The sequence below is a fragment of the Aliivibrio sp. S3MY1 genome, from assembly GCF_028765575.1.
In the GTDB taxonomy this organism is placed as follows: Bacteria; Pseudomonadota; Gammaproteobacteria; order Enterobacterales; family Vibrionaceae; genus Aliivibrio.
The window spans coordinates 176,464-190,267 of sequence record NZ_JARACO010000004.1 but is presented as its reverse complement, the minus strand read 5'-3'; the positions used below and the strand labels follow the sequence as shown (position 1 = coordinate 190,267).

Genomic DNA, 13,804 nt, shown 5'->3' with positions numbered 1-13,804 from the left:
ATAAGCTTATAACACCATTTGTGAGAGTCAATAAGCGTAAAGCAATAATCCGTTCTAATCACGGCCAATCTATCTCAAAAACGGATAGATACTAACTATTTCAATCATTATTTCTGCTATATACTCGCCGCAATTCTTTGTTGTTACCGAGGTAAATTATGACAACATTTCATGCAGATTCATCCATCACACGTACTTTTTGGCGTTATGCCATCCCTTCTATCGCAGCAATGGTGGTGAGTGGACTGTATCAAATTATCGACGGGATCTTTGTTGGTCACTATATTGGCTTTGAAGGTCTTGCGGGCATAAACATGGCATGGCCTGCTATTTGTGTGTTAGGCGCAATAGGCGTCATGATAGGCATGGGCACAGGCAGTGTTATGTCTATTTATCGTGGTGAAAATAAGTTAGAAAAAACAAAAGTAGCGCTTACTACGGGTTTTTGGCTATTAGCTATTTTAAGTGCGATAGCTATCTTCTTTATCGTTTTATTCGCTAAAGATATTTTGTCTGCACAAGGCGCTGAAGGCCAGAATTTTGCTTATGCAATGGATTACATCAATGTACTAATCTTTGGTGGTTTTTTTACAGCCTGTGCGACAGCGTTGCCGATGTTAGTCAGAAATGATGAATCACCAAATGTGGCAACTTTTCTATTAGTTGTCGGTGCATTAATAAATATAGTACTAGATTATGTGTTTATTGGTGTCATGGGGTTAGGTTTATCAGGAGCGGCTTTAGCAACACTTCTTGCTCAAGCTGTTGTGACGATACTTGGTATCAGTTATTTCTTTACTAAGCGCTCAAGCATTCAATTATCTTTTAAAGAAGTCCTGTTCTCGCGTAATAAAGCAAAGCAGTCTTTAGCGCTAGGCTCATCGGCATTAGTGATGTATATGTATGGTAGCTTTGTAGTGGCAATGCATAATGCGTTAATGATGCATTATGGTTCGGCGACGACTGTTGGTGCTTATGCCATTGTAGGCTACTTATTTATGCTGTATTACCTTCTTGCTCAAGGTATAGCGGAAGGTGCTCAGCCACCGATTAGTTATTATTTTGGTGCGAAAGAAAATAAGAAGGTATATCAAATCTTTAAATTGGCACTTAAATGGGTGACGATAACAGGGGTTGGATGGGTTGCGATATTAAATATTTCACCAGAATTAACAACTGCTTTATTTACCAATGGTGATCAATCGTTAATTGCAGAAACCATTGTGGGTATTCGTTATCACCTGTTTGCTATGTTCTTAGACGGAATTATTGTACTGGTTACTATCTACTTCTTATCGGTGAATGAAGGTAAAAAAGCAATGGTGATCTCGATGAGTAATATTATTATTCAATTGCCTTTCTTACTGATACTTCCAAAATGGTTTGGAATTGATGGCGTTTGGCTAGCGATGCCTATCTCTAATATTGCTTTGATTATTTGTATTACCCCAATGGTATGGGGCCATTTGAAAGCTCAGAAGTTGATAAAACCATTACCGATAGCATCGACATCAGTAATGAGCCATTAAAACCCATGCATTCAAGCTTTATCTAACGAAAAGATGAAACAGTTTGTAAGCATGTATTTATTTATTAACATTTGGTTTAGATTGGGAAAATATAGCTATTGACGTATTTATAAATCAGGCATATAAGAGTATTTAATAGCAGCGCATGTGTGCTGCTTTTTATTATTTTATTAATTCGAGGTTTACATTGGATATTGCCATTTTACTTTTTTTAATTGTGATTAATGGTGTGTTTGCTATGTCTGAAATTGCACTCATGACAGCAAAAAAGAGTCGATTACAAAAATTAGCGGCAGAAGGCAGTTCATCTGCGGCTAAAGCAATAAAACTGGCTGAAGAGCCAACACAGTTTCTATCTACTGTGCAGATAGGTATTACCGTCATTGGTATTCTTAATGGTATTTTAGGCGAAGCTGCACTCGCTGGGCCAATATCAGAATTGATCATATCACTAGGTGTTCCTGTAACGATAGCGCCAACCATATCAACGATCTCTACAGTTGTTGTCATTACGTACGTTTCTATTGTTGTTGGTGAATTAGTACCAAAACGTATAGCACAATTCCATGCTGAGCGTATATCTACACTTATTGCACCGTTAATTAGTGTGTTAGCGTCTATTTCTAGACCTTTTGTTTTCTTACTTTCGATCTCTACGGATGCTTTGCTGCGCTTGCTTGGGCGCTCAAATCAAGATGGAACGTCTATTACGGAAGATGATATCCATGCACTGTTACATGAAGGTTCTGAGCAAGGGGTGATTGAGAAAAAAGAACACATAATGGTGCGTAATATTTTCCAATTAGATGATCGAAAAGTCGCATCCTTAATGACGCCAAGAAGTGAACTTGTTTATTTTGATACTGAACAATCATGGGATGAAAATTTACCCAAATTATTACGTTCAGATTATTCAATTTATCCAGTGACTCGTGGTGGAATGGATAATGTTCTTGGGTTTACAACGGCTCGATTCTTATTGAAAGCGGCACATCAAGAGCATAGAACTAAATGGTTAATGCGTAATTTATTACCATGCGTAACGATCTTAGAAAATAAATTTGGTAGTGAACTGCTTGAGTTGTTGAAAACGACGGGTGATGAGATTGTGCTGGTTGTTGATGAATACGGTGACGCTCAAGGTATCGTGACTCAAAAAGATTTACTTGAGGCATTAGCCGGAGAATTTAAATCTGAAAACCCAAATAATTCGTGGACTGAAAAAGTATCTGAAACGGAATGGTTACTTGATGGTTCTATCCCGACGACTGTTTTGAAAGATACCTTAAATTTAGACTCTTTACCTGAAGAAAAAGAAGCGGATTATCAAACGCTAACAGGAATGTTCATGTGGTTAACAACGAATGTCCCTATGGTAGGCGACTCTGTTCAGTACCAAGATTGGAATTTTGAAGTTCTTTCAATTGATAATAACAAGGCAAGTAAAGTGCGAGTTATTCAAGCTGAGTCGTAATTCTTATTAAGAGTTAATGTCATATAAAAAAGGAGATCATAAGATCTCCTTTTTATTTTATGAGGGAAAGAAACGTTACTTATTAAACAACCAACGTGGGTTTAGCGATTGCCAAGATATCTCAGTAGTTCGATACAAAGAGATACTAATAAACAATGAAATAGCACCAAGTAAACTATATAAACTTAAGAATCCAATCCCTGCTTGTGAAAAACTCATCAAAGGATCTGAAGAGAGTAAAATTGTGGTTGGGATCTTATACATATGAGTGAGAAATACGGCAATACCATCCCAGTTTAGTACCCAAGTTGACAGCAGTTTCAATGCATAACCGCCTAATAGTAAGATGATTAAAGGTGAATTACTGACTTGAGATACCGCTAAAACTAACCCTGCAATAGGCAACATAACCACGCTAACCAGTAGCATTCTTCCCATAAATTGTAGCCAATTGGTAATCACTGACATAAAGGAGGTGTGTTCATGAAGCATCACTAATACAGTGTCACTTGATAGGCTAATAATCCAAAAGAATAGATTGGCGATAAGTACCAATGCAGAAAAAATCAATGGAATTACCATTAAGCCAAAAGCCAGTTTTACCGCGTGCGTATATTGGCTTGAGATTGGCATGCTGCGCCAAAATGCAGAGCTGCCTTCATTACGCTCTTTTCGTAATGTTTTTGAAAGATAAGTTGTTGTGAGAGCTAATGATAAAATACCAACCATAAAGCTTAATGCGAGCTGTAGATCGTTTGAAAACTCAGCGCTAAATGGGGTGAAGTCCCCCTGAGTCTCGACGGAAATAAATACATTATCTTGTAGGCTAGTATTCATTATTAAGCTAATGAAAAGTACCGCACCACAAAGAAGAATAAACAGAGGAACACGAGTAATCGTTTTGTGTTCAATAAGCTCTTTTTCAAGCATATATAATGATGGACGCATTAAATAGATTCCTTTTGAAGGGCAATAAAGAGTTTAGCTAATGTGCCTTGAGGTATGTTATTCATGGTCTCTTTCTTTACACATTTACCGTGTTTTAAGATCAATACATCCGTCAATAGATGCTCAATTTCAGCCACTTCATGACTTGCGATAATTAAACAGCGCTCTCCTGCATTAAACCAAGTTGTTAAGTGCTGATAAAACGTATCACGATATAATAAATCTAACCCTAAGGTAGGCTCATCTAAGATCAGAACGTTAGTATTGGTTGCGATGACTATCGATAGATGGACTTGTACCTTCATGCCTTTTGATAGTGAGCTTATTTTGCTATTTAATTTGATATTGGTGTTACTTAATACAGAAGCCGCTTTATTACTATCAAAGCTTGGGTGAACTCCTGAGGTATAGTTTAAAAGTTGTTTTACACTCATCCATTCAGGTAACACATTGACATCAGAAATGTAGGCTAAATGCTGCATTAATTTGGCGTGTTGATCGATAGGGTGCAGACCATTCACTCTGATCTCTCCCTCATAACGATGAGCACCCAACAGAGCATTTATCAGTGTCGATTTTCCCGCACCGTTATGCCCAAGTAAGCCGAGAACTTGTCCTGCTTTTAAATCAAAACTGATATCACTTAATGCTTGTTGGTTTTTATTTGAGTCTGAATAGTGTTTTGAGACATTTCTTACATGAACAAGAGAAGTCATTCTGTGCCTTACATTATTGAATTACTTAGTACTATTGAGTAGAAATACCATGATAAGTTCCATAAAGAAAGAAAATGGAAGAGAGGCCTTAGTAAGTATCGTTGCAAAACAATGTAAAGGTACTGTTTAGTTACTCGATGTACGTAATTAATAGCATCTTAGCGTGAGATACGTTAGATTCAGTGCTTGTTAGCACCATCAAATCAGAGGTTACCATGTTCAGTCAACGCCCTGTAAAGCCAGCAAAAACGATTGATAATGTCTACGGCAGTGCTTTTTATCATCTTGAAGCCAAAGATCGGACCATTGATGAATTAAGAAAGAAGCTGGTCGCTAAAACAGATAACCAAGAGTGGATTGATACGGTTCTCAATGACTTAATTGAGCGTGGTTATTTAAAATCAGACAAAAATTTTGCCATTAACTTTGTTGAAATGGCGTTTAGTGGCGAGAAGGGCAGTCAATTTATTCTGTCTAAATTGAGAGAGAAAGGCATTAATGAATCCATTGTTAATGAAGCGATTGCCTATGTATCTAATCGCGATGAAGTGTGTGAAATAACGTTATTGAATAACCGATTAGCGAATATGAATTTAGGCTCATTATCGAGTGATAAACTTTATGCCACGCTCACTAAATATGGTTTTAAATCATCAGATGTTCGTGAGGCAATCAAATCTCACCCTGTTGCTTCTGCACTGCCTTCTAAAATGCAAATCAAAGCCGATAAAGCGGATCTCGTTAAAGAGATTGAAAAGCTTGCTCGCAAGTTAAAAGGTAAGTCGGTGATCAAGCGAGAGCTACAACAAAAGCTGATCGATATTTCTACTTTTGATGAAGAAATTGAAAAACTAGAAATGGACGGTTCGATTGATTTTTATGAAAACTGCCAATTACGATTAGACAAAAAGCGCTTTGATTTAAGTAATTCAAAAGACAAAAGCAAAGCTTATGCTTATTTGTATTCTCATGGTTTTAGTTCAGATGAAATTAAAGAGACATTGAATTAATTACAGCGGATTTTCAGATAAGTTGACGACGAAAAAAGCAGAAGTATAAAAAAGCCCCATAGTTCGAGAAAGTGAACTGTAGGGCTAAAATATCTAATACCATTCTGGATAAGTCGTTGTTCAGATAATTGCTTATGTAGATTGGTATAAATGATTACAATGAATAAAAGAAGTAAATTTGCGATTTCATACGGATAATAATCCCGCGAATAACATCTAAGAAAGCCATAAAGCCAATTGGTTTTTCACCAGAGATCCACGCTAAACCTACTGAACCCACAGGAATATCATAACCTTGATCTTCTTGCAGTTTTAAACGCACAAAGTGGTGTTTGTTATTGACGTTTAAACCAGTGGTTTGGCGTACATTAGTTTCTCGACCTAATAGATTACCTTGTGCTTCACCTGTCGCTTCAACAATACCTTCCACTTCTGCAATAAATACTTTTCCAGGGTAAACCGCACTAGAGAACTCAGCAGGGCGACCAATCGTTACATTACGTATTGCTTGGTGGTTTACTCGCATCAATACGTACTTCTCATTGGTATACATTTGCATACGAGGAACCGTACCAATATATTGACCTTCACGCAGAATAAAGTTGGTCACGTAGCCATCCGCAGGGGCATAGACTTTGGTGTTGTCTAAGTTCCATTGTGCTTGAGCGACAGTTTCTTTTGCACTTGCGAGCTCACTTTCTTTGGCTTTTACACCTAACTTTGCATTATCAAAATCAAGCAGTGCTTTCTCATGAGCAAGTTTCGCTTTATCAAGCTGAGCAACTGCACTTGCCACTTCGATTTCACCAATTGATACCAAGGTGCCTTGCTCATCTAAGGTACTTTGCGTAATGGTATTTTTTACTTTACTGTTTTGCTTAATATAGCGTTGCAGTGTGAGTTTTTTGTATTTCAAATCTTGGTTTTTTGCTTCAATTTGTTTTTGGCTAACCACGATATCGCTTTCTGATGCGGTAATAGCTTGGTGTGCCAATTTCACATTTTGCACTGCAACTTCAAGGGCGACCTGACTTGCTTCTAAAGAGGCCTCTGCTTTATTTAGTGCTATTTGATACAGTTCGTCGTCAATTTCATATACTAATTGGCCCTTTGTGATCTCTTGGTTTGGTTTAACGTGGATCTTAGTCACAACGCCTTTAATTTGAGTACTGGCAGGGCGAAGTTGAATGTGTGGAGATTGCACCACAGAGCCGCCTGAAAGATCCATTGGCGTGAAATTAAGTAAACCAGCCCATACAAACAGCAACCAAGATCCGCCACCAATATAAGCAAACCCTTGAGTAAACTTATTCCAAGGCATTCCAATCAGACGAAGAAGATAAATAAACAGAGCCCATACCGCTAATCCCTCAAGCATTGTGATTCTCCTCTTGAGTTGATGCTATTGTGCCAGTTTCTGTTATTGGCGTTTGCGCTTGTGTCTGTAATGGTGAAGTAGGTTGATGCCAAATATCACGAATTTTAATTAATGCTTTTTCTGCATCAACAAAAGCACAAATCACGGCTAAAACCCAGACCCAATGCCAAACAAATCCTATCCAGGTGAGGGCAGTAATCAGTCCTATTTGTTGGTGTTGTTTACTGTGTGCTTTGTTGATTGGTAGCTCATGAAGTTTCCAGAAACCATAAGCGAGAGCGACAATACTTCCTATCATGACGACGCTCGCAGCAATATGCAGCCCAAGATCCTGACCTGATCCAACGAAGGGCATGCTGACTAAACTCATAAATGATTTACCTTAAATAATAATGAGCAGTAAGCATGAAGGGTAACGGAGTGATATGTCGATTAAATGTATTTATATATATCAAGTAATGGTAAAAACTGATGTGTTTGACTGTTTTGTTTAGATTTTAAAGCAGTGTTTTTCTGTATTGTACAGGGGTAACACCATACATACGTTTAAACGCAACAGAAAATGAAGCCGTAGTTTTATAGCCAACTCGTTGTGAAATTTTTTGCATTGATAACTCACTGCCCATTAATGCAATCGCCTCATCACAAATGCTGTGGTGGACAATATCGGTAAAGGCAATGCTTTGATCTTGTAAGCGACGTTGAAGAGTCAGTGGCTTCATCCCCATTTTTTGAGCGACGAACTCAAGTGTAGGATAACCAAAAAACAAGGCATATTTAGTGAGTTCAAACACCACTTTTAACGTATCTTGAGGCTGTGGAATAAGCATATAACTCATGGCTTGTTCTACAGTAAATGCTTTCACTTGTGGTGTTGGTAGCTCAAAGCGACGAGGGCAAGTGATGTCTTTAACAGGAAACCAGACTTGAGTATTTGGGCTGTTCCACACGATAGGGCAGTTAAAGATAGCCTCGATTTCTTCTGTTTTACCTATCATGTTACCTGATAAGTGAATGGCGACAGGTTGATAATCATCGCCATGAAACAGTTTTAATAATCGAACGAATGATCCCGCCGCCAAAATACTCTCATGGATGCGAGCTTGGGGTAGCATTGTTGGGGTTAAAATTCGCCATTTTGCAATCGAGCCGCTAAGTAGCATATTGACCTGCACCCCAGACTGAAGTGCATTGTGTATGGTATTCATTCGCTTGATTGCCATACCCAAATTGGTCGAGCTTGCTAATAGCTGCACAAAAGGGCCAAACTGCTTCAAACTGTCTGATTGTGTTAGTTTTGCTGTGTAGGCTGGATCTTGGGTTAATAATTCAATTTTACAGAGTAAAGCTTCGAGATCGCTTAATGGCATCAATTTTAGCTGATAATCAAATAGGTGAGGCGGCATATCAAAATCGGCATAGGTTAGACCATAATATTTCATCGCATGGTCTATCAGCATTTTTGCACTATGCACTCGCACGAGATAAGTTGCGTTTGGTTTCGCCATGAAGCCTCATTAAAAGTCACGTTTAAACAGCATTATATCTTACCGATATCAATATCTCATGCTACTATTTTTGACTTCATAATCGATATCATTGAGAGGCTATTTTGTTTAAAGGTAAATGGAGTGACGATATTCAAGGGGCTGCATTACACCCTGTTATCATTGAGATTATTCAGAAAGTAAAAGAGCAAACAGCCAACAATACAGAGGTTGGGAATTACCCATTATCTTATGATGAGTCGGTGTATTTTATTGTTGATGATAAAACCGAGTTAAGAGAAAAACGTCGCTCTGAAATTCATCATAAATACCTTGATGTACAATTGATATTAGAAGGGTCTGAAACTTTTGGATACAGTGACTATCCATTACTGTCGATTGAAGATGACTATCTTGCAGAGAAAGACATTGCTTTTAGCAACGACGTCAAAGATGAGCAATTTGTCACATTAACGGCTGGCGAGTTTATTATCTTCAATCCTAAGCAACCACATCGCCCATTGGTTGCGGTTGATGATAAGCCAGCAGCAGTGAAGAAGCTGATCATTAAAGTGAATAGTGCGTTGTTGGTGTAGTTAACCAGTACTGTGTTCATAAAAAAAAGCCCACGCCCTATGCTAAATATAGGGCGTGGGCTTTTTTATTACGCATTATTTTGTTGGGTATTCAGACCATGTTGAGCCATCAAGAGAAACATAGGGCTTGTTATTATATTCCATTACTGTTGTCCCTGAATTCTGAGCAACCATTTTAGTTTTTGGTAATCCCTGAGTTAAGGCTTTAGGATCAAACGTTTTTTGGCTGTAAATATCTTGCTCTAAAATTCGACTAACTAATGCTGAAACAGCTAAGTAACTTGATTCTGCATTAATATGAACCGTATCTCCTGTACGAGTGATATTTTCACCAAAGATCTTCATACCAACAGGAGTATGCACTATGGTAGATGATGGGATTTCACGCATACCTGCAATTTGTATTTTATCACCACGCATACCAGCACCATGTTCAGGAACAAGCATGACGACAACATTACGTTTTGAGGCTTTAAGCGTTTGGAAGACGTCATATAAATCGTCCAATAGATTTTTCAACCTCAGCTTATAACTGACTAAGCCGACTTTACCACTGGCTCCAATAATGCGATTACCATCGTGTAATGAAATCGTATTATAAAGTGCGACAACAGAACTATCCTGTTCGTTTTCTCTATTTCCTAACCAGCGAGTAAGCACTTCTTTATCTCGATAAATGGGTGACCCATCAAAAGCAGATTGATATTGCTCTAACCCTGCTTGAGACATTAATGGTGCTTGTAAATCACCGCCTTCTTTAAGTAACCCTAAGAAGTCATCAAATTTACCATCGTGATTTAATAATAGATTTTCTTGGAAACCAAGTTTAGCTAGATCATCAAACAAGAAACATTGTTTAGATGATGGTGCGGAAAATAATTCTTGGTGTGTTTCTTGTCCACAACTCGCTCTTAATAATCGAATAACCGCAGGGCCACTATAAGAGGTCGCAGCACTGAAGTTATCAAAAATAACATCAAATTCTTTAAACAGAGGATGATGTTCCAAGCCTGCAATTTCAATATCATCCCATGCGACAGAACAAATACTTAAGAACAGAAGATCAAATTTAGTTGATGGTGCAGCACTTGGAAAAGTAACTCTTCGTTGGGCTTCATTGTTAAAGAATAACTCTTTTGCTTGGTTAAGTACCGCATCGTTAACAGGACCGCTTTCATCAATAGATTGCTGTGAAGGCGTTGTCGTTTGGGTGATGGTTGGTTGTTGAGCGATAACCGTTTCTTTTGCTTGAGAGTTAAATATGCTTTGAGGTAGGCTGATGTAAATCAGAGCAAGTATAACGAAAACAGAAATACGGAATACTTGGTTTAAAAAGTAATAAGCAAAAATTAACACAAATAAAGCAAGAAATGCTTGTGGAGAAATAAAGCGACCAGCAAGCTCAACAAGATAGCTAAGATCAAATTGTAATAACTGTCCTATTTGGCCCCATAAGCGATTTAGAGGCGGCAAAAAAGAATCGAAATGCATTAGCCATAATCCAATAGGTACAGCAATACATTGTCGTATAATTTTAAGGGCCCTTGGTTTTAATGGCAGCAATAAAAAAGCGACAAAGGCAAAGTTCTCAAGTGGATGAAAACTAATCATATCCTGAGTAAATAGGCCAATCTTAATGATGAAATAAATATTCCACCAACCAAGCCCATAGAGAGGTTGTTGTAGTGTATGCGTCTTCATTTATCTACATTTCCATTATCTTCAAAACGGTATTTAGCTAAGTATTTTGGTTTACGGATATAGGAATTATAAAGGCGCAGTATCACGATGGAAATATCTCGTAAAAAGTAACCAATAATTATTCCTGAAAACCCACTGAATAAGACGGTAAGTATAAAATCTTCAATATTCATAATGCTAAAAATCCAATGGTTTATGTTTTGCGAGAATAACAGGAGCAGAAGAATCGTAAGCAGAGTGAGTGCGGCCCTCTTCTTGAGCTGAGTTATTCTCAATAATGACAGCATGCTGTGTTATATTTGGCAGTTCTCGTTCTACATTTCCTAATGTTGTAAAGTTTGTTTGACTAGCAAATATATCCCTAATTGGTAGCGTAAAAATATTGTGCAATGCCACAGGAAGATCGGTCATACGAACACCTTGTAAGAATAGATAAATAGTACTTGTACACACAGTCATAACATCGCCCTCTCTTTGGATATTGCACATATCAAAATAAGCTTCAGGCCTAATGTTAGGGAGAAGTTCTAATTTTATTAGGGCAAATTCGGTTTGGGATATATCTAGATGTAGTAAGGATTCACTGGTGTAATGAACAAAGCGTTCATTGGTGGTATAACCTTTTATTTTCACGCTCTGTGAGTAAAAATTAAGTAATTCTTCAGTGGAACTAGGGAGTGGGCGGGTGAGTATTTGACCACGTAAAATTTCAATTGAACTAAGCATGCTTGAGAATCGAGTCCCGAAATGAATGATCAAATTGATGCCCGATTGTAGTAAGTACATTTCATCGGAATAGCGTAAACAGGGCTGCATTTCTCTAACGATAATCTTAATATTTTGTCCAAAACTTTTACGTAGCCTGTAGATACTGACCCCTAATAGTCGCACTTCATTTTGCGTTGAACAGCTTAATACTATTGTTGCTCGGGATAATATTGTTAGGCTTTTTTCTAAGCTTTCATTATTCGCTGAACAAATCATGGCATCTGAAGTTTTTTGATTTTTTTCAATCGCAGTATCTGAAATATAGATTGCACTTTCATCGTCGATATTCAGAGGAGAAGCGGTCTGATCATTGCCTATTTTTGATTGTGGTGTCAGTGAATGATCCTCATTAAGAGTAAGATAGGTTTCACTTTCACCTCGCATGCCAGTATTCAATCCCCAATAATAAACATGATATAAAAAGGTTTTTTTATCTATACTTTGTAGGCTTGAGTAACCAACGCATAAGTTAGGATGTTGGCTGAGCATTTTTTTTATTAAATGTATATCTCTGCCATAGATTAATACATTTATAGTAAGTAATTTGTCAATAGCTAGAGCTTGAAGTTTTTCAAAGAATGCTATTTCACGTTTAACTGTTTTTGAGGTGAATATATTGTCTGGAATAACGATAATAATGGATGAATTATTTTTTATCTGAGTTTTATTTATATCGTTATACAAATGTTTAAGTGAATTACATGCATCATTGTTATTAAAATATATGTTTGGACAATATGAATTTAAACTCTGTTTTAATGCGAATGTATTTGAGTCACTCAATGATTTTGTGAATGAATTTAGTGTTGTTGAGCATATAAATGTATTTATAGTCTCACTTTTTACTAATTTAGATACGTGATTTACGATCGGTGTTTTAGTGCTGAACGTCGTTATATAAACACTCGATTTTAATTTTTTACTTTTATTTTCAAACGTATGTGAATTTTTCAGCATGTGTATCACTCTGCTACATTAATTATTTTAGATGTATTTACGTTGCTTGTTATCTTACTGAGTTCATTTTCTAGCTTTTTAAGCTAGTTTATATGTTTTTTCTAAATGTGCATCTGATATATAAATTATCATATGTGTACATTAACCATAGTCTCACTTATGATACACTTATTAAGTGTTACATTAGTACTAATTTGTAATAGAATCTCCCTTACATTAAATCTATTACATTACTCATTAAGGTCACTGCTTTATGGCTAGAGAAGTTAGTCAAGATATAACGGTTTTATTTTCTGCTTTTGATATAAAAGAACGTTCATATAATGAGTTATGTGAAGTTGAACGTTATAATAAAGTTAAGAAATCATGGAATGCATTAGACCTGTTATCTAAAAGTAAAGAAAGTGAAAATAATGCGCCAGATCTGCATTGTGAGCATTTTATTAATAAAAAAGAACCTGAATGATGAAAAGAATAATTATAACGGGGTTACGTGGTGGTGTTGGATCAACAACTATCGCTGCAAATTTAATTCAGGCATTAGTGCAACTTGAAGAAAGTGTTCATGTTATTGATGTTCGCTCTGAAAATCTTATGAGTTTGCATTTTGCATTAGATTTTTCAGTTAAAGATGGTTGGTCTAAACGCGTGCTATCTGGAGAGTCATGGAAAAAAGCCGCTTATGTAAGTAACAGTAATTTATCTTTTGTGCCTTATGGACTATTAACGATAGATGAGCTTAAAACGATTAAACAAGAGGTGGCTTCTTTACCTCATGGTTTATTGAATATATTTCTAAATCAGCCAGAGATAGAGAATGAATGGCAATTGATGCTATTGCCGAGTATTCATGAACTTGATAATACTCATACAGCATTGCTTGATAACGCAGATATGGTTTTGTGTGTGATTAATGCAGATATTCAAAATTATACTTATTTTCAACAGGATGCTTCTTTTCATTGCTTTAATCAACGCCATCATCCTTATTTTCTCATTAATCGGTACCAACCTCTTAGTGAAAATAGTGTAGATCTTTCGTTGGTATTTAAACAAGAGTTAGCAGAGCAATGCTTACCTATGCTATTACACCATGATACCTCAGTGCCAGATGCTTGCTCGCAATTAAGTAACGTCCTTAAATATGCACCACACAGTCAGTTTTCTAAAGGACTGAATGAACTTGCATTTTGGCTTTTAGCACACTTTTCGGCGAAAACGATGGAAGGCATATAGCACT

Annotated in this window: 13 protein-coding genes; 6 read left to right on the top strand and 7 right to left on the bottom strand. The window is 36.9% G+C overall.

What is annotated here, in order from left to right:
* Nucleotides 1-158: 158 nt before the first annotated feature.
* Nucleotides 159-1,529 carry an MATE family efflux transporter gene (locus PVK62_RS04595; RefSeq protein ID WP_274443055.1) on the top strand — a complete coding sequence of 457 codons (1,371 nt, stop codon included), beginning with the start codon at nucleotides 159-161 and terminating at the stop codon, nucleotides 1,527-1,529.
* 187 nt (nucleotides 1,530-1,716) lie between these two features.
* Nucleotides 1,717-3,003 (top strand): hemolysin family protein, encoded by a 1,287-nt coding sequence (locus PVK62_RS04590; RefSeq protein WP_274443054.1) that lies wholly within the window; start codon nucleotides 1,717-1,719, stop codon nucleotides 3,001-3,003.
* Nucleotides 3,004-3,078: 75 nt separating this feature from the next.
* On the opposite strand, the gene PVK62_RS04585 is transcribed toward PVK62_RS04590, so the two are convergent.
* Nucleotides 3,079-3,951 (bottom strand): hypothetical protein, encoded by an 873-nt coding sequence (locus PVK62_RS04585; protein ID WP_274443052.1) that lies wholly within the window; start codon nucleotides 3,949-3,951, stop codon nucleotides 3,079-3,081.
* Nucleotides 3,951-4,667 carry an ABC transporter ATP-binding protein gene (locus PVK62_RS04580; RefSeq protein ID WP_274443051.1) on the bottom strand — a complete coding sequence of 239 codons (717 nt, stop codon included), beginning with the start codon at nucleotides 4,665-4,667 and terminating at the stop codon, nucleotides 3,951-3,953. The genes PVK62_RS04585 and PVK62_RS04580 overlap by 1 nt, the downstream gene beginning before the upstream one ends.
* A gap of 215 nt (nucleotides 4,668-4,882) precedes the next feature.
* Between PVK62_RS04580 and PVK62_RS04575 the strand changes: the two genes are divergently transcribed.
* On the top strand, nucleotides 4,883-5,677 hold the full coding sequence (locus PVK62_RS04575; RefSeq protein ID WP_274443050.1) for a RecX family transcriptional regulator: 795 nt from the start codon (nucleotides 4,883-4,885) through the stop codon (nucleotides 5,675-5,677).
* Nucleotides 5,678-5,831: 154 nt separating this feature from the next.
* Here PVK62_RS04575 and PVK62_RS04570 read toward each other — a convergent pair whose 3' ends face one another.
* From PVK62_RS04570 to PVK62_RS04560, 3 genes are all read right to left on the bottom strand, one after another.
* Nucleotides 5,832-7,055, bottom strand: a complete 1,224-nt coding sequence (locus PVK62_RS04570) for an HlyD family secretion protein (protein WP_274443049.1) — start codon at nucleotides 7,053-7,055, stop codon at nucleotides 5,832-5,834.
* Nucleotides 7,048-7,425 carry an MFS transporter gene (locus tag PVK62_RS04565; protein ID WP_274443048.1) on the bottom strand — a complete coding sequence of 126 codons (378 nt, stop codon included), beginning with the start codon at nucleotides 7,423-7,425 and terminating at the stop codon, nucleotides 7,048-7,050. The genes PVK62_RS04570 and PVK62_RS04565 overlap by 8 nt, the downstream gene beginning before the upstream one ends.
* Nucleotides 7,426-7,552: 127 nt before the next feature.
* A complete protein-coding gene (locus tag PVK62_RS04560; protein ID WP_274443046.1) occupies nucleotides 7,553-8,563 on the bottom strand; it encodes an AraC family transcriptional regulator in 1,011 nt (336 codons plus the stop codon).
* A 104-nt stretch (nucleotides 8,564-8,667) separates the two neighbouring features.
* On the opposite strand from PVK62_RS04560, the gene PVK62_RS04555 reads away from it, so the two are divergent.
* Nucleotides 8,668-9,138 carry a YhcH/YjgK/YiaL family protein gene (locus PVK62_RS04555; protein WP_274443044.1) on the top strand — a complete coding sequence of 157 codons (471 nt, stop codon included), beginning with the start codon at nucleotides 8,668-8,670 and terminating at the stop codon, nucleotides 9,136-9,138.
* 75 nt (nucleotides 9,139-9,213) lie between these two features.
* Here PVK62_RS04555 and bcsG read toward each other — a convergent pair whose 3' ends face one another.
* A complete protein-coding gene (gene bcsG / locus PVK62_RS04550; RefSeq protein WP_274443043.1) occupies nucleotides 9,214-10,839 on the bottom strand; it encodes a cellulose biosynthesis protein BcsG in 1,626 nt (541 codons plus the stop codon).
* 177 nt (nucleotides 10,840-11,016) lie between these two features.
* The gene (gene bcsE, locus PVK62_RS04545; RefSeq protein ID WP_274443042.1) at nucleotides 11,017-12,564 is read right to left on the bottom strand and encodes a cellulose biosynthesis protein BcsE; all 1,548 of its coding nucleotides are present in this window, start codon (nucleotides 12,562-12,564) and stop codon (nucleotides 11,017-11,019) included.
* Between the two features lie 253 nt (nucleotides 12,565-12,817).
* On the opposite strand from bcsE, the gene PVK62_RS04540 reads away from it, so the two are divergent.
* Complete coding sequence (locus tag PVK62_RS04540; protein ID WP_274443041.1) at nucleotides 12,818-13,030, top strand: hypothetical protein; 213 nt, start codon at nucleotides 12,818-12,820, stop codon at nucleotides 13,028-13,030.
* Nucleotides 13,027-13,800: a cellulose biosynthesis protein BcsQ gene (gene bcsQ, locus PVK62_RS04535; protein WP_274443040.1), complete on the top strand. Its 774-nt coding sequence runs from the start codon at nucleotides 13,027-13,029 to the stop codon at nucleotides 13,798-13,800. The genes PVK62_RS04540 and bcsQ overlap by 4 nt, the downstream gene beginning before the upstream one ends.
* Nucleotides 13,801-13,804 lie beyond the last annotated feature (4 nt).